The sequence below is a fragment of the Colwellia sp. MB02u-10 genome (assembly GCF_014077185.1).
In the GTDB taxonomy this organism is placed as follows: domain Bacteria; phylum Pseudomonadota; class Gammaproteobacteria; order Enterobacterales; family Alteromonadaceae; genus Cognaticolwellia.
Map to the genome: position 1 here is coordinate 95,213 of NZ_JACGVK010000053.1, position 22,380 is coordinate 117,592.

At 38.5% G+C, this 22,380-nt stretch carries 16 protein-coding genes; 4 read left to right on the forward strand and 12 right to left on the reverse strand.

The genetic code is table 11. From position 1 onward, the window contains the following. The first annotated feature begins 77 nt into the window (after window positions 1–77). From H4J59_RS00885 to H4J59_RS00895, 3 genes are all read left to right on the forward strand, one after another. Complete coding sequence (locus H4J59_RS00885; protein WP_182235978.1) at window positions 78–1,295, forward strand: BCCT family transporter; 1,218 nt, start codon at window positions 78–80, stop codon at window positions 1,293–1,295. A 19-nt stretch (window positions 1,296–1,314) separates the two neighbouring features. Beyond that, a complete protein-coding gene (locus H4J59_RS00890) occupies window positions 1,315–2,019 on the forward strand; it encodes a TorF family putative porin (RefSeq protein WP_182236118.1) in 705 nt (234 codons plus the stop codon). Window positions 2,020–2,404: 385 nt separating this feature from the next. After that, window positions 2,405–3,730, forward strand: coding sequence for an aspartate aminotransferase family protein (locus tag H4J59_RS00895; RefSeq protein WP_182235980.1), 1,326 nt, complete (start codon window positions 2,405–2,407; stop codon window positions 3,728–3,730). 89 nt (window positions 3,731–3,819) lie between these two features. On the opposite strand, the gene H4J59_RS00900 is transcribed toward H4J59_RS00895, so the two are convergent. Continuing rightward, entirely contained in the window at window positions 3,820–4,689 is an 870-nt protein-coding gene (locus H4J59_RS00900) for an MYG1 family protein (protein WP_182185127.1), read from the reverse strand. 246 nt (window positions 4,690–4,935) lie between these two features. After that, window positions 4,936–5,718: a phytanoyl-CoA dioxygenase family protein gene (locus tag H4J59_RS00905; protein ID WP_182235982.1), complete on the reverse strand. Its 783-nt coding sequence runs from the start codon at window positions 5,716–5,718 to the stop codon at window positions 4,936–4,938. 432 nt (window positions 5,719–6,150) lie between these two features. Here H4J59_RS00905 and H4J59_RS00910 point away from each other — a divergent pair, with 432 nt between their 5' ends. Then, the gene (locus H4J59_RS00910; RefSeq protein WP_182235984.1) at window positions 6,151–7,434 is read left to right on the forward strand and encodes a lytic murein transglycosylase; all 1,284 of its coding nucleotides are present in this window, start codon (window positions 6,151–6,153) and stop codon (window positions 7,432–7,434) included. 1,047 nt (window positions 7,435–8,481) lie between these two features. Here H4J59_RS00910 and H4J59_RS00915 read toward each other — a convergent pair. The 10 genes from H4J59_RS00915 to H4J59_RS00960 all read right to left on the reverse strand — a co-directional run bounded on the left by H4J59_RS00915 (window position 8,482) and on the right by H4J59_RS00960 (window position 22,074). Then, complete coding sequence (locus H4J59_RS00915) at window positions 8,482–10,581, reverse strand: ATP-binding protein (protein WP_182235986.1); 2,100 nt, start codon at window positions 10,579–10,581, stop codon at window positions 8,482–8,484. A gap of 15 nt (window positions 10,582–10,596) precedes the next feature. Further along, window positions 10,597–11,406 (reverse strand): phosphate/phosphite/phosphonate ABC transporter substrate-binding protein, encoded by an 810-nt coding sequence (locus H4J59_RS00920; protein ID WP_182235988.1) that lies wholly within the window; start codon window positions 11,404–11,406, stop codon window positions 10,597–10,599. 63 nt (window positions 11,407–11,469) lie between these two features. After that, window positions 11,470–12,561, reverse strand: a complete 1,092-nt coding sequence (locus H4J59_RS00925) for a sensor histidine kinase KdpD (protein ID WP_182235990.1) — start codon at window positions 12,559–12,561, stop codon at window positions 11,470–11,472. Window positions 12,562–12,566: 5 nt separating this feature from the next. Further along, window positions 12,567–13,166: a response regulator gene (locus H4J59_RS00930; protein ID WP_182235993.1), complete on the reverse strand. Its 600-nt coding sequence runs from the start codon at window positions 13,164–13,166 to the stop codon at window positions 12,567–12,569. Window positions 13,167–13,422: 256 nt separating this feature from the next. Next, window positions 13,423–14,316, reverse strand: a complete 894-nt coding sequence (locus H4J59_RS00935) for an HD-GYP domain-containing protein (RefSeq protein WP_182235995.1) — start codon at window positions 14,314–14,316, stop codon at window positions 13,423–13,425. Window positions 14,317–14,353: 37 nt separating this feature from the next. Further along, window positions 14,354–14,725, reverse strand: coding sequence for a response regulator transcription factor (locus H4J59_RS00940; protein ID WP_182235997.1), 372 nt, complete (start codon window positions 14,723–14,725; stop codon window positions 14,354–14,356). 18 nt (window positions 14,726–14,743) lie between these two features. After that, window positions 14,744–18,037: a PAS domain S-box protein gene (locus H4J59_RS00945; RefSeq protein WP_182235999.1), complete on the reverse strand. Its 3,294-nt coding sequence runs from the start codon at window positions 18,035–18,037 to the stop codon at window positions 14,744–14,746. 73 nt (window positions 18,038–18,110) lie between these two features. Beyond that, window positions 18,111–18,782 carry a hypothetical protein gene (locus H4J59_RS00950; RefSeq protein WP_182236001.1) on the reverse strand — a complete coding sequence of 224 codons (672 nt, stop codon included), beginning with the start codon at window positions 18,780–18,782 and terminating at the stop codon, window positions 18,111–18,113. A gap of 1,051 nt (window positions 18,783–19,833) precedes the next feature. Further along, window positions 19,834–20,961, reverse strand: a complete 1,128-nt coding sequence (locus H4J59_RS00955) for an aminotransferase class V-fold PLP-dependent enzyme (RefSeq protein WP_182236003.1) — start codon at window positions 20,959–20,961, stop codon at window positions 19,834–19,836. Window positions 20,962–21,537: 576 nt separating this feature from the next. Then, window positions 21,538–22,074, reverse strand: a complete 537-nt coding sequence (locus tag H4J59_RS00960; RefSeq protein WP_182236004.1) for a hypothetical protein — start codon at window positions 22,072–22,074, stop codon at window positions 21,538–21,540. Window positions 22,075–22,380: the final 306 nt, after the last annotated feature.

The following is a 22,380-nucleotide window of genomic DNA, read 5'->3' on the forward strand; positions in this document are numbered from 1 at the left end:
TTGAACACTATAACTAGAAGAAAAAAATGGGAGTTAATTATCTTAATATTGATTAAAAACATCATAAGGACACTATCATGACCACATGGTTATCAGCCGGAATGTTATTTACCTTTTCCGCAATTGCATTTATATTATATCGATGGGGCAATATTCGCTGTGTTGGTGTAACGCCCGTTAAAACCTTCACCTTTATTGCCATTTTATTTACCTCTGGACTCGATGTGGGACTTATTATGTTCCCATTAACTGAGTTTGCGGGTTACGCCGATTTAGCCACCAGTCCTGAATATGGTTTCACCAATCCTTTAGCTATTGAGTTTGGTTTTTGGGCCTTTCTTATTTGGAGCTTTTACTTTCTTACCTGTTTTTACTTTTGTGTTATTGAGCCGCGCGTACGATTTTTTGAAATTCCGCTGGTTAAATTCATTAATAACGTCGTGATTATCGGCACCTGTGCATTTACCGCTTATTTATTACTGTCTAACTTACCTTGGTATATGCCAGAACTTGGTGATGGTGAGTCTGTTGTTGGCAGTTTTTACTTAATTGTATTACTGGTGATCGCCTTTGCGGTGTATTCAAGTACCAACATACGTTATGTGCGCATTTTGAGCCTATCGACCACTTGGCTGTTTCTCGCTTTGATTGCCGTGATGTGGGGCGGCGCATTTTTTGGTGAAAACTCTAGCATTGGCGAATTTGCCAATACCTTTTCCATGTTGGGCGGCTACTTTGGTAGCATCCACGAATTTGTGCTGCCAATGAATGCTTATCATGAGTTCTACCTTTACTGGTGGTTTGCATGGAGCATTATGATTGGCCAATTTACCGCCCGTTTTGTCAGTGGTTTACGCACTTATCAAGTACTACTGGCGATGTTGATCTTTCCATCTATTCCGATCGCAGTATGGTTTAGCGTCTTGTATTACTACAGCATGAACGGCATAGATACTTCTGGCTTTTATAATCTTGCCATGGCATTTGTCGGCATTACTTTTGTCATTAACTCTCTCGATTCATTGATCCGCTTATACACAGACAATTTGAAGATAGGCGTAGCGCGTATAGGTAGAGTTAAATACTTCTTTGGTAATATTATTGCCTTGAGTTTACTCACCTTGCTATTCAAATTAGATTTCTTGAAAATCCAATGGGTTGGCGCTGTAGTTATCGGACTATTCTTCACTTGCTTTGGTTATATTCTATTAAGAAAATTTAACGAAGTAGCGGCAATAGAGAGTTCACCCGAAGAAAATAAAATCGATTTTACCAAACTAGAACAAGTAACCTAATTAAATGAGTATACAAATAATGAATAAAAGTATTATTGCCTTAGCAACAAGTTTTTTACTAGCCACTTCTTCAGCAGCATTAGCTGATGTATCGGCAACAGTTAATTTAACGTCTGACTATACCTTTAATGGTGTTAGCCAAACAGGCAATGATCCTGCGTTACAAGGAAGTTTAGATTACGCAGGCGCTGACGGTTTTTATACTGGCGCTTGGGCATCAACCGTAGATTTTGGCAGCGCTGAGGACACCAATGCTGAGTTGGATGTTTACGTAGGAAAGTATTTTCAACTTGACGCAAAAACAGGCCTTGATGCCGGTATTGCTTACTATACCTACCACGGTGATTCTGCTTCAGATACTTATAACTATCCAGAGGCTTATGCCAAGTTTAACTACAATTCATCGCTAGGTAATACCGAATTAAACTTTTGGTACAGCTGGGACTATTTTGGTCTTGATGCTGGACATTATATCACCATGGTTGCTCATACTTTTGAAGTAGCTCCAGGTCATAATGTTAGAGCCAGTTTCGATCGTTCAACGTCAAGCGATGTCAATGAATGGTCTTGGAATGGTAATGAATCGTACAATCATGCTCGTGTTGAATATATGACCAGTTATGAAGGCTTTGATTTTAATCTGGCACTTGAAGATACCAATATGAATATGGATAGTGCAGATTCACGCATTGTTTTATCTGTGTCTCGTACTTTCGGTTTATAGTAGCTAGTTTTACAAGACTTAAGTTGAGAATTTTAGCGAACAAGGATTAATTTTATACTAGCTGTTCGCTAATTAAAAAGCCCTTACCTGTGATAGGTAAGGGCTTTTTTTATGCACTTATTTTGTTGTTCATACGTAAGCGCGCTTTGGTTAATTAGTTAATTGGTTAACGGCTTAAAGTGAAGTAAAAATTTAGCTAAAATTTTCACTGTTCACTTGAACTGCAAACTTTGGCTAAAACTTTGGCTAAGAATAAGTAACCTTCACTCATATGTCTCGAAAAAGTGTAACTAGCACTTCCTGACTTGGCACTATCCCTGTATTATCTCGAGCATTAAATTTATAGTCCAAATATTGAAATAAATCAGTTTGATTGGAACCTCTTATGACCAAAAAAAACAAACCCAATAGTACCCAAATGCTCAAAAGAGCCCACACCAATATGCCGTTAGGTGTTGCCGATAGCTACCGTTATTGGGGAGAAGAAAATACCGTATTTTTGAGTAGCATGAAAGGCTGCACAGTAACCGATTGCGACGAGCAAACCTTTGTTGACTTTCGTTTAGCCTACGGCCCTATTATTTTAGGCTATCGTGATGAACGTGTGGATAGCGCCGTTATTAATGCCATTACTGAGGTGGGTACTATTTCTGGCTTTTCTACCGGGCTTGACTCTGACGTGGTTGAGTTAGTGAAATCACTTTGTCCTAACATCGACAAAATGCGTTTTGCCAATTCAGGTACTGAAGCGGTTATTGGTGCTGTACGCACTGCTAGGGGTTATACCCAGCGTAATAAAATTGTGGTGGTTGAAGGCGGTTTTCATGGGCTACATGATGAAGTTATGTGGAAATCTGACGTGGATAACTGGGATGCTGACGATATAAACTCGCCAGAAATCATTCCTTTTGGCGCCGGCATTCCACAAAGTACCCGCGAACATCAAGTGAGTGTGCCGCTAAACGATTTTAATGCCATTGACGCTGTGTTTGCCGAACATGGCCATGACATAGCCGCTATTTTAATTGAGCCTATTATGGGCAATTGTGGCTCTATTGCATCAACGCAAGCCTACATGCAAAAACTACGTGACATTTGTGATGCCAACGGCGCTTTACTGATTATGGACGAAGTAAAAACGGGTTTTCGTGTTGCTAAAGGTGGCGTTCAAGCCTTATATAATATTCACGCCGATATTACCACTTACGCTAAAGCCATGGGCAATGGCTATCCTGTCGCTGCTTTTGGTGGCAAAGCCGAGGTAATGGGCGCTATTTCTTTTGACAAAAATGGCGTAACTCATGGCGGAACTTATACCGCTAACATGGTGGCATTAAGTGCGGCGAAAGCAACATTAACGATACTCAAAGAAACCGATGCGCTTGAAACTATTGACCATATAGGGCAAAAAATTCAAACCTTACTTTCTCGTGTTTTTAGCAAGTTTGATATTGAACATTGTTTTGCCGGCCCAAATGCTATGTTTGGTGTGCACTTTGGCGCAAAAGTACCGCAAAACTATCGTGACTGGAAAAAAACTAACAGCGATTTATATACCCAATTCGCGCTTAATTTAATCGACAATGGTGTGATGCTAGAGCCTGATTCACGCGAACCTTGGTTTATTTGTGAAGCTCACCAAACAATAGACTTTGCTTGGTTAGAACAAGTAGCAGAGCAATCTATGCAAGCCGCTATTAACGCGCAGTAAATCCTTGTTTAACTGTATTTAAGCTAATTTATTTACCTTAAATACAGTTAATTTAACATTCTAAAACTTTATCTTAACAAGTGCTAGGCTTATTCTGCTAGTGCTATAGCGGCCATTTTCATCACACTTTCAAACGATTGTGCACCGGCAATAAATAAACCATTATGACAAAACATAGCGTCATCAATACCGCTGACGTCTTGTAGTGCTTGATCCGCTAAACCGGCCCATGCTTTAGGCAATGGCTTGCGATCTTCAAATGAGCCTAATTCAACCGGTACCGTTTGAATTCTAAAGGGTCCAGAGCCCGACGGATAAATCACATACAAGGCTTCTTTAGATAGCGTGTGAACAGTTGTTTTCCAAGGCGTGTATTTTTCTAATACGATAACCCTTGGGTCTGCTGCGTTCTCAACAGCTTTCGCCACAATTGATTTAGCATTAATGCCACCGCTTGCAGAAGCAATAAAACGGGCTAAAACTCGCGAGGCAAACTCCACCGCTTCATCAAAACAAAGATCAAAATGACTGTCTTCTTGCCACGTTGGGTTAAACATTGAAATAGTTTGGCTCAGGCTAATACCGGTTGAAACCCCTTGAACATGACCACAATCAATAGCGTCGATGGTTGATACCAAACCGGTATCAAGCGACTTAGCAACATCTGCATCACCGTGGCATATTTCTACACCATACTTTTGCCAAATTAAACCAAATGAAGAATAAGGAATACCATTTTCACGCTCACCTGCGCCGCCACGTTGATGATGATCAAAGCGGCCTGCATCTGGATTATATTCACCGCCTACATCAATCACAATATCAGCCTTGGCAATAACGGCTAAATCTCGTGTGCGTATAAGAGTAAAAGCAGGAAGAATGCTTTTAAGTGCAGCGATACTGAAAACATCATCCGCATGAAAATTACCGTTATGAGTTACTATTGTTTTATCATTCATTGTTTGTTTCATGCCGTTTTAGAAAAAATAGGAAGTTGCTGAGCGTTAACGCTTACTTTTTTGCCAGTCGCTAAAAAGTAAGGGCCGAATTCTATCTGAATACCACTGATAACAACAGCTAACTTTCACGCCATTAGTAGTGCATGACGGCGAGTAAATCAAAAGTCATGCGTCAAGCTCTAACTTTAAGTGCCTACTGAACTCGCACTGAATTAACACTGAACCGCTAAGGGTATTTTTAACATATCAGCCGTTCAACTTTAAGTTAAGGGTATTAATGAATAACCTGGGATCGTCAATTTTATCTAGCATTGAGGTATCAGGCAAACAATCGTCATCAACATAATCTGCAAAATCGCCGGCTGAATCAAACACTAAAATATCTAACGCTAATCGGTCTAATCCGTATAAACCACGGTGGATCATATCAGCTGAAAAAACTAACAAATCACCCGCCGCTAGCTTAATTTTTTCACCACTAGCAAGGTCGTCACTACTAAGGCTGCCTTTTTCTTCTTGGCGGACATTAAATTCTTCATCATTATCCCAGCGCTTATGAGTACCCGGCACGAGTTCCATGCCAAGTTCATCAAATAATGGCACACGAAGATGTAATACTTGTGTCTGCTTTATAGCAAGCTTTTGCCCTGCAACATCATGATCATATTGACAGTCTCGATGCCAAAAATCTTTTTGTTTGGGGTTAACTGGATTAAAAAATAATTGCGTATTCATAAAGGCAGGATTATTCGCGACAATCGCCTCGACAACGTCCATGATTTTTTTTGAACTGATAAAATTAAACAGCTGCACCCTATCATCAAAGGCTAAATACTCACTGCCAGTAATTAACGAAGAGTTGAAAGCCTCCTCCTGATAAAATGTTGCATTGTCTTGTTGCCATAACTGATGAAACTTTAATACCACGGCTCTAAGCTCTGCAATTTCAGCCACCGTGAAATAATTTCTAATAACAAAATAACCTTGCTGGTCATAATTGCGCTGCAATTGACTCCTATTTTCTACCATGAACTGACATTGCCTTTAGATTAGGATTAGAACTGTATTTCCCAGCTTGATATACCACAAGGCTACAGTCAGGCTATAGTCCAGCTATATCAGATAATTTGTGGCTAGCATTACCAGCCTTATACAGGGAGAAATTACTCAGGGTGAAATTATACCAATTCTATTAAATTAATGCCCTATTCTGTCAATAATATAAAGCACCCTTTTCAACTCACTTACCTTGCCCATTTAACCTTTATTTTATTGTTTGGCGTTAGAGTGCCGCGACTAACAAAGGCCGTTAAACGCCCTTTATTTTAGCCTAGTTATTTGGGCTCACTGGGGTTCTCTAGTGAATTTCTTTACTTTTATTTTTATTTTTTCAATCTAACGATGCTATTATATTTTTCAGTTTCGTTTTCAACTTTACTTTGAGCTAAGGAAGCTTCATTCATGAACTTATCAAACCCTTTTGTTAAACAAAGTGTTAATTTTTTTAGTTATCAAAAATTAATCATCATCTGTCTATTTTTCCCTATACTGGCCAATGCGACGATTGCCGATGAAAACTTTCTCCAATGTAAAGTTAATTTAGCGCAACGCGCTGAAACCGCAGGATTTTCTACTTATATCACTGAAACGGTTATTGATAATATCTCCCCTATTAAGCGCGTTATTGCGTTAGATAAAAAACAACCTGAGTTTACGCAAACCTTTGAGCAATATATTAAAGCTAGAGTGAGTGCTTACCATCTTCGTGTGGGTAAAGAAAAGTTAAAAAATAACAAAACGTTATTTGATAAGTTAGAAAAAGAATACGGTATTCCCCGCCAATATCTAGTGTCTTTTTGGGGCTTAGAAACTGTTTTTGGCAAGCACAAAGGTAAAATGTCGGTATTGAATGCCTTGGCAACCTTAGCTTGTGATCAACGCCGTAGTGAGTTTTTCACTCTAGAACTATTAAACTTATTCACCTTAATAGAGCGTAAGCAGGTCTCTGTTGAGCAACTAAAAGGCTCTTGGGCTGGTGCTATGGGTCATATGCAGTTTATGCCAACTGCATTGTTAAAATATGCGGTTGATGGTGACAATGATGGCAAAGTAGATATTTGGCAAAGTGAGGTTGACGCTTTAACCACAGCGGCTAATTACTTAAATAAAATAGGTTGGCAGTCAAAAGAGCGTTGGGGCAGAGAAGTTAAATTACCGAAAAACTTTGCCTTTGATAAAGTCGCTTTTGATCAATATTACCCGCTGAATTATTTTCAGCAGTTAGGTGTTCAACAAACTAACCAGCAAGCCTTACCCGCTTATGATATTCAGGCTGAGCTTTATCTGCCCTCAGGCCATAAAGGGCCAGCATTCTTACTCTACCCTAATTTCAATGTCATTATGACCTGGAATCTTTCAAAGAGTTATGCCTTATCCGTTGGCATATTAGCTAATAAATTAGTTGGCGCTAAAGGCATCGAATTTTTTAACAAAGCACAAACTCAGATCAAATCCTTTAGTGTTGTCCAAATGAAAAACCTCCAAAGCCAGCTTAATAGCTTAGGGTTTAAAACAGGTAAACCCGATGGTATTTGGGGGCCTAAAAGTAGAGATGCCATTCGCTCATTTCAACTACAGCATCAACTGATTGCTGATGGATATCCAAATCAGGCGCTTTTTTCAACCATTGAGTTAGTGATCAGTAAAACTGAGCCAGGAAAGCCAATTATTAATCAAGAGAGTTAATTAGTGAGTTATTGTGGCGTTAATTAATATCATAAAACCGCAGAAAAAAAATAAGGCTCGAGATTGCCTTTGTCGGTCGGCATTTAGTCCGTAAACCGTTAGCGGACGATTAATCTAATGGGCCAACAAACATCTGCCGTGGCTATTGTTTTCTTGATTTTATTTATGCCCAAAAGGGTTAAATTACATTTAACCAGATGGACTAAAGTCCAACCTACATTTGACCTGCATTTAATCTTTACATCAGCTACACAGTAACTACGGGTGATAATTTTAGCCTTGTGCCAGTATTTTGTAGGTCGGACTTAAGTCCGTCAACTGTTAAGCGGACGATTAACCTAATGGGCCAACAAACATCTGCCGCGGTTATTGTTTTCTTGATTTTATTTATGCCCATCGGGTTAAATTACATTTAACCCGATGGACTAAAGTCCAACCTACATTTGACCTGCATTTCATCTATACATCAACTACACAGTAACTACGGGTAATAATTTTAGCCTTGTGCCAGTATTTTTTAGGTCGGACTTAAGTCCGTCAACTGTTAAGCGGACGATTAACCTAATGGGCCAACAAACACCTGCCGCGGTTATTGTTTTCTTGATTTTATTTATGCCCATCGGGTTAAATTACATTTAACCCGATGGACTAAAGTCCAACCTACATTTGACCTGCATTTAATCGTAAGCGTATAGCTAACGGCAGCTGCTGTTAGCTATACGCTTACGTTCAACAATAACTTAAGTCATAAAGTACTTTCAGCTCAAGTTTATTTTCTGTTTACTTATAGGCATCATTTTTTATAATCCCTGCAGCTAACAAACTTCATACGGCGAGTTAAATGTTCTCTATCCCAGGGAATTTTGCTGTCAGCACTATTAGTGATTTTATTATTTTGGGCTACACATGCATCTATAAACCACTTGCGATCTTTATGTCTAGATACCTTACTCACAATAGAGCTGGATTTTTTTTTCAAACTTACCTTGTCTATATTGATGTGATTCACCGATCAATAGATAGCCGGTTTGAATATATTTAGTTTCATCATAAGATTTTATCTAGCTTGACGTGATCCATTATTATATTAGGCAGCCAAAGCGTTACAATTGTGCCTTGTCCAATGGTACTTGTTATTTCAAATCGTCCGTTGTGCATATTTATAAGGTCTTTAACTAAGCTTATGCCCAATCCTGTGCCCGGTATATTTCCAGAGGTATCAGCTCTGTAGAAGCGCTCACCTACATGGGATAATTGTTCTGCTGTCATTCCTATACCGCTATCTTCAATTATCACGCCAAATTCTGATGTTTCTTCTGTTACTTTCATTGTGGTGTAAACTTTCACTACCGAGCTGTTTGGAGAATATCGGTATGAATTATTCAATATGTTAGAGATAATCTGACGTATTTTAGATGAGTCAAATGCAACAAGAGGCCAGTATTTTGGCTGCTGTAAGTCGATAGTATGAAAGTTATCACTGCCAGAAAATTCGTCACAGAGTTCAGTTAGCGTTATCTTTAACGTGTCTTGCACCATATCAAGCATACCAGGCGTTTTATTTTCTATACTGGCAACATCGATTAAATCATCCACTATCTGTTTGAGACGCTTTGATTGTTTATTGATACTTCCGGCCATTTCTTTGGTTTTTTCTGGGCCATAATTGCAAATGGTTAACAGTTCACTAAAACCCATGACACTGGCTAAAGGAGTGCGGAGTTCATGTGCCGCAGACGTTAAAAACTCACTTTTAATTTTATCTACGATGGTTTCATGCGTAATATCAACAAAAAATAATATATCTGAAGAGTCGACATCAGTTTTGTCTATTTTTTGTCGAGAGACACGTAATATTTTTTCTACCGGTAATTTTAAATACAAAATATTTTCAGTGTATAACTCGTCTAATAGTTTCATATCTTTATGCTGATCATAGTCCATTGATTTAGCTATTACCCCTTTAAAACATTCCCAGTCATGATCATTTAAACAGTCTGTTACTAACGAAAACATGGAATAGAACGCTGGATTCACATATGAAATAGACAAATCTTTAGCAAGTATTAAAAAACCATTGGGACTTAAGTTAAATACCGCTTCTAGTTCATCTTTGAGCTGATTTATAATCGTTAGATCCCGTATTACACCAACAATATAGTGTTGATTATTGAACTCCATGCCACTTGAATGAATTTCTAAGGGGATTTTTTTACCCTTAGAGGTAACGCCATTAACACACTGTACGTGCCTAGCTGTCGATAACTCTATGTCACATAAATGCAGTTCAGGAATAAAATCAAACATACTCTGGCCAATAATATCTTGTTCTTGATAACCAAAAAGAACATGAGTCGCTCTATTCATAGAGTGAACTACACCATCTAAACTGATCATGAAAATAGCATCTGTCGCGGTATTCATGATGGCATCCATGCGAGCATTATCAGATTTCAACGTCTGAGTGACTGCTGATATTTTAGTCGACATCAAATTAAAAGCCCGCGATGCATCTGTTAGCTCATCATTACCTGCAAGAGGAATTTGCAAACCCGTTTCACCTTGAGACATCTTAACCGCCGCCTCTTGCAATAATATAAGGCGTTTGGTTAGTGTTATGCCAAGCAACAATGAAAACAGTCCTACAAACATCAGTTCTATTAGCGCTATGGTCGTTAAGCTCTGTGTTGCTGCTTTAATTATGGCCTTCTGCTCTGCTAAAGAAAGCCCAACTTCAACACGGCCAAATCGATAACCTTCAACAAATATCTCTGAAAAGACATCAAAACTTTGGTCTATTTCACTTTCAGCGATAGAGTTATCGGCCTTAAATTTACGCTCTAAAAAAGCTTGCTCACCTCGCTCTGCTAATACTCGATCTAAACCGCGTATCTTAATATAAAGAATATTAGAGGTTATCATTGCTGAGTCTACGATTGACTCTAATGTGGCAATATCTTCAGAAACAACCGCGTCTACTGATGCTGTCGCTAATAATGTAGAAATGTTGTGTGCACGTTCTTTGAGGTCAAATTCAATGGTTTCATATAAAATTGATCGACTTTCTAACACCAATATCAATAGAAAAAAAGTTTCGATAAGTGCGATACCCATAATGGTTTTTGTTTTGAATGATAATTTAAACATTGGTATGAGTTTCTTTTATTGTTTTATTATCTTGATGTTGAGTGCCCTAACATCATCCCAATCACTATCAGTGCTTTTAACAATACCGGTATTAAAACCTAACTTGCTAAGAATATTTTTGCCTTCTCCTTGCTCATTTAACGACACTAAAGCGTTTTGAATCTTGACTGCAGCTTCAGGACTTATTGTTGAGCTTACAGCGAAGGCATGCGGTGTATAGCCATCTGAGCGCCATATTATCTTTAATTTATTTGACAGCGCTTTAGGCAAGGTAGATAAGGTGCGAACAATACCGCCCCCGGCCACAAATAAACCTTTAGCAACACCGGCATAGACAGAGTCATGAGAAGACACATACCTTGGCGTGAAAGCTATATTACCCAGCGTTAAGTTGGCTTGTGGGAGCGTGGTTGCGGCGAATGCAGCAGGAGCAGGAAAAGCAATTTCTGCTTTCTCTAACATAGCTAGGTTTGATATTTCACTGTCACTAGCTACAACAATAATGCCCTGAATACGCTTATCTTTTTGTCTTGCAATCGCTCGCAAACCTATAGATTTGCTGAATAGCGTATAGTGATATGGATTTAAGTAAACAATGTCATACCTGCCCACCGCTACGCGTTTTTCAAATTCTGGAATAGTAGGTGCGGTGGCGAAACGAATATTTTCACCTGTTTGTTTAGACAAAAACATTGCCAATGGTACCCATACTTTAGCCAAACTCGAAGCAGATTGTTGCGGTACTACACCTAAGCTTAATACTTTTTCCGCTTGGGCCATATGGGTAGCAAAAACGATTGTTAATAATATTATGATCTTTTTCATATCAAATACCCTTTATTTTGAAAGGATGAGCATTTTTTAGGATAGTGGCATAACGCTTTAAGTTTATGACTTGTCTCTATTCATCAGTAAAGCCATATCGCGTGCATATAGTTGTGATTGGCGTATATCCAAATCATTACTCGACGATTTTTCACCACCGGTCGGCAATTCAATATGAAATTGTACGGCATTTTTTATATTGACATTTTTTATATTGCCGCCATGATTTTTAATAATGGTTTTAGCTAAACTTAACCCAATACCTAGACCTTGATTGCTAGATCCCTCTTTATCACCGCCACCTATGAAGGGTTCAAATAATGTGTTTTTTACTTTTGGGGAAATTCCTCGTCCAAAATCACGAATAGTTATATGGGCAAAATGACTACTTTGCTTAAGCTGCAGATGAATTTCACTGCCCTTATGGCTATGTTCAATACTGTTTTGCACACATTCTGTAATGGCACGTTTTAGCCAGCCAAAACTACCGTATAAATTGCCAATAATCTCACCTTTTTGCTTGAGTCTAATAACAATATCTTTACTGGCACTCATTTCGCTAAGTGAGCTAATGGCGCTACGAGTCACTTCAACCAGGCTTATACGTTCTTTGTTACGCATGGGGTCGTCACCATAAGTTTCAGACAACTCAAGTAGTTTTTCCATTTTGGTGGTTACTTCTTTAGCACTGTTAATGGTTAATTCAATCAGAGCATCAAGATTTTCTCCCTTGATTTCGTCTGTGTTAAGCCGCTCAGAAAGAAAAAATGCTCCCTCTGTAAAGGCTTGCATAGGGGTACGTAATTCATGATTAATCAGTTTAAACATATTATCTTGTAGTCCCTGATACTTTACTCTTTCAAGCTCCTTTCTAATATATAGACAAAACATATTTTCTTCATGAAAGATAACCGTATGGTTATTGTTTTCAACCTGCCCAATGCCATTTAACTTTATGTCTTTTACTTGCTCTAGTTCACTCGTGTGCATTTCAGCTACGGCTTCCATAACACGGTTATCGGCTATTTTATTGCCAACCACAACGCCTTCAAAACCTAATTTTTTTAAATTACTAAAAAATACCTTACCTGTTATATCAAACATCACAATGCCATCGCTAAGTTGGGATAAAAGTTTAACAAATAATTTATTCATAGTGATTAACTACTTAATAGTGTTTTACATTGCTGACTGATGATTTTTTCAATTTCATCAAATGGAATCGGTTTAGTGAAAATAGGTATCCCTGCTGGTAAGCCACCTTTTTGAGTAATCTCTGCTTTTGATAATCCTGATACCGCCATAACCACCATGTCGTTAAATTCTTCCATTTTGACCAGGCTTTTTAACATATGAATACCATCTACATTGGGCATTTGAATATCGGTAATGACAATATCAGGCTTCCATGCGCCTATTTGTATTAAGCCCTGAAAACCATCGCTAGCCGTTTGTAGAATAATAGGTAAACTCCAACCTTCAATAGTCATTTTATACAACATAATTAAATCAGGCTCATCTTCTATCACTAAAACACGTACTAACTTGTGCTCGACAGCAGCGTTAGTCTCTTGCTTAAGTTCAGCCTTAAGCGCTTCAATATCCTCTAGATTAAAGCGCCTGTGCCCACCTACTGTCTTCCAAGCCTTTAATATTCCTGATTCTGACCAAAGCTGAATCGTACGTGTTGTTACCTCTAACAAACTAGCTGCTTGCTTTGAGGTACAGTGTTTCACTTTTGAATCAGTGACTTGAGACATTTAATTAAACTCCTTTCTTTTTATTCTGAATTTTCCGCATTTTCCGTATAAATAAAATGTATACTAAGCACTGACAACAGTCAACTCTGTAGAGTAACCCCATGGTTAAAACAGCCGAAGACTGTGTTGCTCAGATTTTTTATGTTATCTATCGCTGAGATGAAACTGTTAATTTATAACAGTTGCATTGGTGAGGAGATCTACTTTATAGGCAAAAAAAGCCAAATATAAAAACGGTTGCAGGCGAAAATAAAGCTTAATTTTCCTTATTAATTCTATCGCGTTCATTAATAATGTCGTTACTCACAGAGAAAAAAGCTTTAACAACATTGGGATCAAAATGCGTGCCGCTGCTTTCTTTCACCATAGCAAGTGCTTTTTCATCAGAGAATGCCGGGCGATAGCATCTATCCATGGTTAGAGCATCAAAAAAGTCTGCCAAAGCAACAATGCGCGCACTTAAAGGAATTTGCTCACCCTGTAAATTTGAGGGGTATCCGCTACCGTCAAATTTCTCATGGTGTGCTAAAGCTACTGCTTCCGCCATTTGTAAGACAGGAACGTCTGAACCACTTAAAATATTAGCGCCATACTCGGGGTGCTTACGCATTAATACCCATTCTGCTTTAGTTAATTTACCTGGTTTTTTCAAGACATCATCAGGTATACCTATCTTTCCTATATCGTGCATAGGGCTGGCTTGCTCAAGTAGATTACAGTATTTTTCATCTTGACCATAAGCACGCGCAATTATTGAAGAGAAACGGCTCATTCTAATGATATGTGCGCCGGTATCGTCATCTTTAAATTCTGCTGCTGTCGCTAAACGCCTTATAGTATCAAGATGAGATGATTCAAGCGCTTGATATGATTTTTCTTTTTGCTCAATCAAAATCATAAAGTCATGATTAAATCGTTCTAATTGTTTATAGGCGGCATTTTTTTCATTTTCATTCATTGCCGCTATATCGCGCTCAAAAAGTAGTTTTTGAATGTCTTGTGCATAACGAAAAAGCTGAGCTTGTAAGTCTTCTTTTTCTGTCTCCATGACTTTAACAACGTCCCAGACAAGATTTATGTCTGTTGGCGTTGCAGCAAGTTTTTTAACAAGCGAATCCATTTCATTACCAATAAAATGATGAACTGACATTTGATTACTCTCTATTAACTATTAGATCTATTTATAGTTAAGTTAATGCATCATTAACTTTTTGTATTAATTCTAATGGACTAAAGGGTTTAACAAGGTAGCTGTCTGCCCCAACACGTTCTCCTTCTTCAAGGTCAGATTTTTGCCCTCGCGCTGTTAACAACATCACATATGGAATTTTTACACTACTGTCTTTTTTTAGTTGTTCACAGACCTGATAACCATCAACTTCACCAGGCATCATTACGTCTAGAATAACTAAGTCGGGTTGGATCACTTTGGCTAATGCCAATGCACGTTGGCCATCTTCTGCTTCATGTAATTCGTAATCACCAAAATCAAGCGTCATTCGGACTAATTTTCTCAATTCACCTTGATCGTCAACAATTAAAACTCTTTTTTGACTCATCGTTCATTCCTCAAGCTATTAATTTTTAACCATGGGTAACCACACGGTTACCACCATTCCTTTTTCGTTATCACTTGCAAATTCAACCTCTCCCGCATGAATCGAGACAATTTCTTTAACCAATGACACACCTAAACCGGTACCTGGTGTTGCACCCGAGTCGTCTGCTCGATAAAACCGCTCTCCAATGCGAGAAAGTTGTTTAGGTGTCATGCCTATACCGTTATCGATAATGCTAACACCAAACTGCCTAATGCCGTTTTTTTCTCTTTCGCTTGTTTTTAATAGTACTTTTTCATTTTTAGGAGAATATTTAAAGCTGTTACTTAACAAGTTATTAAATACCTGACGCATTTTATCAATATCGCAAGAAATTACCGGCCAACTTCCGGTTGACTTGACCTTAACTTTACGGCCCTTAAATGCACCTTCCGCTTCAACGCATGACTGCTCTACAAGTTCTTTAAGCGAATGATTATCCATATAAAAATCTTTTCCAGCTCTTGCCTCTATACGTGATAAATCAAGTAGTTCATCTAATAACTTCTTTAGATTTAATGACTGACGGTGAATAGTTTCAAAAATTTCATGTGACATTTTTTTATCATAATCACGATTCATTAATAATTCAGAAAACCCATAGATACTGGCTAGTGGTGTGCGTAGTTCATGAGCCGCTGTTGATAAAAAATCACTTTTCATCTTATCAACTTCTGTTTCATGGGTTACGTCCCTGAAATACAGGACTTGGCCTTCTTTTTCACCCGTCAAGCCATGCATTGTTCTTTGCTTACAGTTAATAATGCGTACCGTCGGACGTGAGAGATAAATGGTATGTTCACAATCTTCGTTGCCAATAATATTGGTATATTCCATTAGTTCTGAATTATATAAACTTGCCATTGCGTCACTAAAAATTTTAGCACTTTTACCAATAAACTTATCTTCTGTAAACCCGGTCATGTTTAATAAGGCGGGGTTAATATAAACAATATTATTGTTGGCATTTTCTAAAACAAATCCATCTGGACTTAACGTTAATATGGTATCTAATTCACGCGTACGCTCTTTTACTTTTTTTTCCATTCCAGAACGATAACTATCAAGTTCAGTAATATCTTGACCTACCCCAACGACGCCAACAGCTTCCCCATTCGCATTACGTCGGGTGGTGGCATTGAGTAGCACCAAGACCGGATTATTCTCTTTTGTATAAAGTGGCAACTCGAAATTAGAGGTTTCCACGCCTTTTAAGGCTTTTTGTAATACTTGGTTTACTGACTCACGATAATCTTTTGTGATCAATTCTTTTACTAGGTTTTTACCCAGTACTTCATCGGCTTGGTAGCCAGTAATAGCCGCTGACTTTTGATTCCATTGGTTGACATTACCTTGAGCATCAACACCAAAAATAGGGGCATTGGCGGTATCCATAAATATGGTTAATTCCTGAGCTACACGTTCCCTTTCAGAACGATAACTGTCTAACTTTATTTGAAAGGCTAGTTCTTTGTTAGCCAGAATTAACTCGTGTTCCCACTTATCTTTCTCTTCGTGAACAAGGACTAATTCATTGGCTCGCTTTTCTTTTTCTTCGTTGGCAAGAATTAACTCCTCGGCCCGTTTATCTTTCTCTTCATTGGCAATAACTAACTCATCTGCACGCTTATCTTCTTCTTCGTTTTGAAAGGCTAGTTCTTGATTAGCGAGGACTAATTCATTGGCGCGTTTTTCTTTCTCTTGGTTGGCAACAATTAACTCTGCAGCCCGTTTGTCTTTCTCTTCATTTTGAAAGGCTAATTCTGTGTTGGCAAGAATGAGCTCTTCGGCTCGCTTGTCTTTCTCTTCATTTTGAAAGGCTAGCTCTGCGTTGGCGAGAATTAATTCATCCGCGCGTTGTTCTTTTTCTTCTTTAGCAAGAATCAGCTCTTCAGCCCGCTTGTCTTTCTCTTCGTTTTGAAAGGCTAGCTCTGCGTTGGCGAGAATTAATTCATCGGCGCGTTGTTCTTTTTCTTCTTTAGCAAGAATCAGCTCTTCAGCCCGCTTGTCTTTCTCTTCATTTTGAAAGGCTAGCTCTGCGTTGGCGAGAATTAATTCATCGGCGCGTTGTTCTTTTTCTTCTTTAGCAAGAATCAACTCTTCGGCCCGCTTATCTTTCTCTTCATTTTGAAAAGCTAGCTCTGCGTTGGCGAGAATTAATTCATCGGCGCGTTGTTCTTTTTCTTCTTTAGCAAGAATCAGCTCTTCAGCCCGCTTGTCTTTCTCTTCGTTTTGAAAGGCTAGCTCTGCGTTGGCGAGGACTAATTCATCGGCGCGTTGTTCTTTTTCTTCTTTGGCAAGAATTAGCTCCTCAGCCCGCTTGTCTTTTTCTTTATTTTGAAAGGCTAGCTCTTTGTTGGCGAGAATTAATTCATCGGCGCGTTGTTCTTTTTCTTCTTTGGCAAGGATGAGCTCTTCGGCCCGCTTGTCTTTCTCTTCGTTTTGAAAAGCTAGTTCTTTGTTGGCCAGAATTAATTCATCGGCGCGTTGTTCTTTTTCTTCTTTAGCAAGGATGAGCTCTTCGGCCCGTTTGTCTTTCTCTACGTTTTGAAAAGCTAGTTCTTTGTTGGCGAGGACTAATTCATCGGCGCGTTGTTCTTTTTCTTCTTTGGCAAGGATGAGCTCTTCGGCCCGCTTGTCTTTTTCTTTATTTTGAAAGGCTAGCTCTGCATTGGCGAGAATCAATTCATCAGCACGTTTTTCTTTTTCTTGATTTTGAAAGGCCAGTTCTGTGTTGGCAAGCACTAATTCATCCGCTCGTTTTTCTTTCTCTTGGTTGGCAAGCGTTAATTCATCGGCCCGTTTATCTTTCTCTTGGTTGGCTAGAAGCAGCTCTTCGGCCCGCTTGTCTTTTTCTTGATTGGCTAGAAGCAGTTCTTCAGCCCGTTTGTCTTTCTCTTGATTGGCTAGAAGCAGCTCTTCGGCCCGCTTGTCTTTCTCTTTATTGGCAAAAATTAGCTCTTCGGCTCGCTTGTCTTTCTCTTTATTGGCAAGAATTAATTCTTCAGCCCGCTTGTCTTTATCTTGGTTAGCTAAAATTAATTCTTCGGCCCATCTGTCTTTCTCTTCATTTTGAAAGGCCAGTTCTGTGTTGGCAAGCGTTAACTCTTCTGCGCGTTTTTCTTTCTCTTGGTTGGCAAGAATTAACTCTTCGGCCCGTTTATCTTTCTCTTCATTTTGAAAGGCTAGTTCTTTGTTAGCGAGGACTAATTCATTGGCTTTTTTTTCTTTCGCTTGGTGTCGATTATGTTTTTGATCATTATCTTTAAACATAAATAGTCCTAGTTATTTTTAGTAAACAATCAATTAAATGAGAAGGTAAATTTAAACTCTAAATACAACAGTGCTATTTTTTAAAAAGTCCCCGTAAAAAATCAAGCTCTTCATTGACTAAAATTAATTCATTGGCGCGCTTATCTTTCTCTTGATTAGCTAACACTAATTCATCGGCACGTTTATCTTTCTCTTGATTAGCTAGCACTAATTCATCCGCGCGCTTATCTTTCTCTTGATTAGCTAACGCTAATTCATCGGCGCGCTTATCTTTCTCTTGATTAGCTAACAATAATTCATCGGCGCGCTTATCTTTCTCTTGATTAGCTAGCACTAATTCATCCGCGCGCTTACCTTTCTCTTGATTAGCTAGCACTAATTCATCCGCACGCTTATCTTTCTCTTGATTAGCTCGCACTAATTCATCCGCACGTTTATCTTTCTCTTGATTAGCTCGCACTAATTCATCCGCGCGCTTATCTTTCTCTTGATTAGCTAGCACTAATTCATCGGCGCGCTTATCTTTCTCTTGATTAGCTAGCACTAATTCATCCGCGCGCTTATCTTTCTCTTGATTAGCTCGCACTAATTCATAGACAAGCTTATCTTTTTCTTGATTAGCTAACACTAACTCATCGATACGCTTATCTTTCTCTTTATTTTGCGAGGCTAGTACTTTGTTAGCGAGGACTAATTCACTGGCTTGTTCTTCTTTCACTTTGTCTTGATTACGCTGTTTATCCATATTTTCCAAGGTAAATGGTCCTAATCATCTTTATATTTTAGTAAAACATTCTCTGAATTCAAGAGGAAATACACATGATTAAATTCAGCCTAAAAGCTTCAATGTTGTCCCAATTAAAGCGACAGTAATCACTGATGTATACCAATTTTTCAATAAATCTGATCCTAACCACCATGGTGTCGTGTATGTTGTGAACGACTAACCTGGATTAATTGGCAGTATTTTAGTTTCAACTCCGTCATTTAAGGAGATTAATAGTGGCTCTAAACTTTAAGGGTATTCCGACTTTTCCGAATAATCCGACTTTTCCGATTGATTCATCTAAGTCGAAATTACGCTAAATAATCACAGCAGTCAACTCTGTATATTAACAGTAAGCACAATCAATAAAGATTTAACAGCTAATTAACGAAGAAACCTCAGCTAAGAAACATTAAAAAATAAAGCTGGGAATAAACTCATAGATGGTTCAAAAAAATTGTGCGGTTATTACTCAATAAAAAGCCTAACTAAACAGCGTTTGGGGAATCACTCGTGGATAAATTAGGCATATCATATAATAGTGAGATTTATTACTTTACCCAAAAAATAATTCAAATATTGACGATTGAACATAATGGCCTTAACTGATATCACTAAACTTAAATGGTTAAGCTGAACATTTTTCGCAATAGCTAGGTTTCGTCATCACTTACAGCTCAAAATTTAAGAACAAGCCTGGATGATCAATGGGGATAAAGCAGCTTGCTAGAAGTTGGGGATGGGTCTGAACTGATACTTAAACACTATAGTGTTTTACTTGTGGCCAATATGCCCTATTTTATCTCCCGCATATAACGCTTAGTTAATTCAATTAATAACAGATAATTTGTTAACTAAAAAGCTGTCATCTTGCTAATATTAACGATAAATATCTAAGTAAGTAAAATTGAGTTAGTTGATTTTTCTGACTAATTTCGCTCAAGGTTAATACCAAAATGCTGGACGACTTGCCATCAATACCATGGATAAATACATGACAAGCGCCCAAAGTTCATACTACAAGATATGTCTACAAGAGACGTGTCAACGCTTGTTCTAGTTGCGCAACAGTTCGGTCAATATTATGCAGTTTTTCTAAACCAAACAAGCCAATACGGAAAGTTTTAAAATCAGCACGCTCACCTACTTGTAATGGCACGCCAGCGGCAATCTGTAAGCCAACAGCGGCAAATTTCTTACCGTTTTGAAATTCATCATCACTGGTAAAGCTTACGATCACACCCGGTGCGGTAAAGCCTTCAGCCGCGACACTGTTAATGCCATGTTGGGTCAGTAATGCGCGAACCCGTTGACCTAAATCAAGTTGTTCTTGGCATACTTTGGCAAAACCATAGCTTTTGGTTTCTTGCATAATATCTCTAAAACGCGTCAAGCTATCCGTTGGCATAGTCGCGTGATAGGCATGACCTCCATTTTCATAAGTTTCCATGATTTGTAACCATTTTTTCAGATCACAAGCAAAACTGTCACTGGTGGTTGACTCTATCTCTTGGCGCGCCAGTTCGCTGAGCATAACTAAACCACAGCAGGGTGAGGCACTCCAACCTTTTTGTGGCGCACTAATCAAGACGTCAACACCGGTTGCTTGCATGTCTACCCAGATAGTGCCTGACGCAATACAATCAAGCACCATAATACCACCCACTTGGTGCACAGCTTTTGCCATCGCTTGAATATAGTCATCAGGTAACATGATACCGGCAGAGGTTTCTACATGTGGCGCAAACACGACATCAGGTGATTCAGCTAAAATAGTGGCCACTACCTCGGCTATCGGTGGCGGAGCAAATGGTGCTTGGGCGTCATCACGGGTTTGTTGCGCTTTTAATACGGTTTCGCTGCTAGGGATATCGCCCATTTCAAAAATTTGGCTCCAGCGATAACTAAACCAGCCATTACGAACGACCAAGACTTTTTTGTTACGCGCAAATTGACGAGCAACGGCTTCCATACCAAAGGTGCCACTACCGGGAACGACAATAGCGCTATGGGCGTGGTAAACGGATTTTAGATCGGCAGAAATATCTTGCATGACCTGCTGGAATGAACCAGACATATGGTTCAAGGAACGATCGGTGTAAACAACGGAATATTCTAATAATCCATCAGGGTCAATATTGGGTAACAATCCAGGCATATCAGGCTCTCTTAGTAATTATTTATCGCATGATATTGCCGTATATTGCGCTAGCTATCAATGCATTTTACAGAAAGTTGGTGTTAGAGAAACCACTAGAAAATAATTGGACACCCGGCTAAGTTTTATAGCAACAGCATAACTACAAAGCTTTAAGTGGATAAAATTTTTAACTATTAGGATGAAATAAAAGCCCACCAATGAAAATGTTAACTTAAAGATAGTAATTAGCTGCTAATTTAAAAGTTAATTTAAAAGTTAATTTAAAAGCTAAGTATAATCACCTTGTGTGCATTTACTGATGAGTCTGTTGGATACTTTTATTAATAAGGTTCTAAATGTTAAACATATTTCAGGACGGGACAGGTAATGATTAAAATCCTATCAAAAACGCTGACCCTATTGATACTACCTCTATAGATAATAACCTCGATAGCAAAGCTCAAAATTTGGCAAGAAATTAAATGACTAAAGTCAGCCAAATTAATAGCTGACTTTAGAGTTAGCAATGGCTGCTTAGTCATTATGCACTTCAAATACTGAGTATTTCCCTTTGTATAATCAAGCGTTTAAACCTTACTGAGTGATTGTTACAGAGCCACCTACTACCTCAAAATTATTTTGACCAAATTCAGCTAGAGATGGGCAGTTGTTTATTACTCCCTTCAACACAATAAAACCACCGGGTTCAACACCCGCATAAATGCCCGTGCCAGCGACGATATATAATGTTTCTTCAACCTCAAAAGGTATGTTACCTGCCCCGTTTTCACAAGTTGGATCACCAGTATAAACCATAGTGATCGTGTCATTTTCTGTATATAAGACACCCGTGCGCTCTTTGTTAACAAAAGTATGATTTATGGTAAAATCAGCATTCAAAAATCCTTTACTAATACCTTTTAAAACAAGTTTATCACGGTCAAAATCTGATCCTCTAATGGGTTTTAACACCACTCTAAACTTACCTAACTGCTCGAACTGAGAGACAGAAAATGTTTCTGCAAAACCACGTTTGACATCGTATATCACTGTATCATTGATGTTTTCCACTGCTAAGGCAGAAAGACTAGACATAGATAATAGCGCCACACTAACTAATAATTTTTTCATAATAATAATATCCATTTGTTATTTATGTTGGAGCCCTTTTGGGGAGCAGTGGTCTAAAAGTTGGAAATAATAATTAACGAAGAAAATCCTTTTACTTTGACTGGTGAATAAATCCTAGTAGAGGCCTTGATATTTTTCAATTAACAATGGATGTCTGGTTAATTTTTTTCTGCTTGAAGTAAATTGGTTTAATGGCTTATAAACATTCATTTGATCTTCGCTAGATAAAGTCGCACAATCCTCGGCCCAGCTATATGCTAAGAAATAGGGGCCGTAGGGGGAGAAAAGCATCAGCACTTAGTCATA

Bases quoted from the DNA above. Each gene is read 5' to 3' on its own strand.
- H4J59_RS00895 (WP_182235980.1), top strand. From the start codon at position 2,405: ATGACCAAAAAAAACAAACCCAATAGTACCCAAATGCTCAAAAGAGCC.
- H4J59_RS00945 (WP_182235999.1), bottom strand. From the start codon at position 18,037: ATGTTTAAAGATAATGATCAAAAACATAATCGACACCAAGCGAAAGAA.
- H4J59_RS00910 (WP_182235984.1), top strand. From the start codon at position 6,151: ATGAACTTATCAAACCCTTTTGTTAAACAAAGTGTTAATTTTTTTAGT.
- H4J59_RS00935 (WP_182235995.1), bottom strand. From the start codon at position 14,316: ATGTCAGTTCATCATTTTATTGGTAATGAAATGGATTCGCTTGTTAAA.
- H4J59_RS00940 (WP_182235997.1), bottom strand. From the start codon at position 14,725: ATGAGTCAAAAAAGAGTTTTAATTGTTGACGATCAAGGTGAATTGAGA.
- H4J59_RS00930 (WP_182235993.1), bottom strand. From the start codon at position 13,166: ATGTCTCAAGTCACTGATTCAAAAGTGAAACACTGTACCTCAAAGCAA.
- H4J59_RS00950 (WP_182236001.1), bottom strand. From the start codon at position 18,782: ATGGATAAACAGCGTAATCAAGACAAAGTGAAAGAAGAACAAGCCAGT.
- H4J59_RS00905 (WP_182235982.1), bottom strand. From the start codon at position 5,718: ATGGTAGAAAATAGGAGTCAATTGCAGCGCAATTATGACCAGCAAGGT.
- H4J59_RS00890 (WP_182236118.1), top strand. From the start codon at position 1,315: ATGAATAAAAGTATTATTGCCTTAGCAACAAGTTTTTTACTAGCCACT.
- H4J59_RS00900 (WP_182185127.1), bottom strand. From the start codon at position 4,689: ATGAATGATAAAACAATAGTAACTCATAACGGTAATTTTCATGCGGAT.
- H4J59_RS00955 (WP_182236003.1), bottom strand. From the start codon at position 20,961: ATGCCTGGATTGTTACCCAATATTGACCCTGATGGATTATTAGAATAT.
- H4J59_RS00920 (WP_182235988.1), bottom strand. From the start codon at position 11,406: ATGAAAAAGATCATAATATTATTAACAATCGTTTTTGCTACCCATATG.
- H4J59_RS00925 (WP_182235990.1), bottom strand. From the start codon at position 12,561: ATGAATAAATTATTTGTTAAACTTTTATCCCAACTTAGCGATGGCATT.
- H4J59_RS00885 (WP_182235978.1), top strand. From the start codon at position 78: ATGACCACATGGTTATCAGCCGGAATGTTATTTACCTTTTCCGCAATT.
- H4J59_RS00915 (WP_182235986.1), bottom strand. From the start codon at position 10,581: ATGTTTAAATTATCATTCAAAACAAAAACCATTATGGGTATCGCACTT.
- H4J59_RS00960 (WP_182236004.1), bottom strand. From the start codon at position 22,074: ATGAAAAAATTATTAGTTAGTGTGGCGCTATTATCTATGTCTAGTCTT.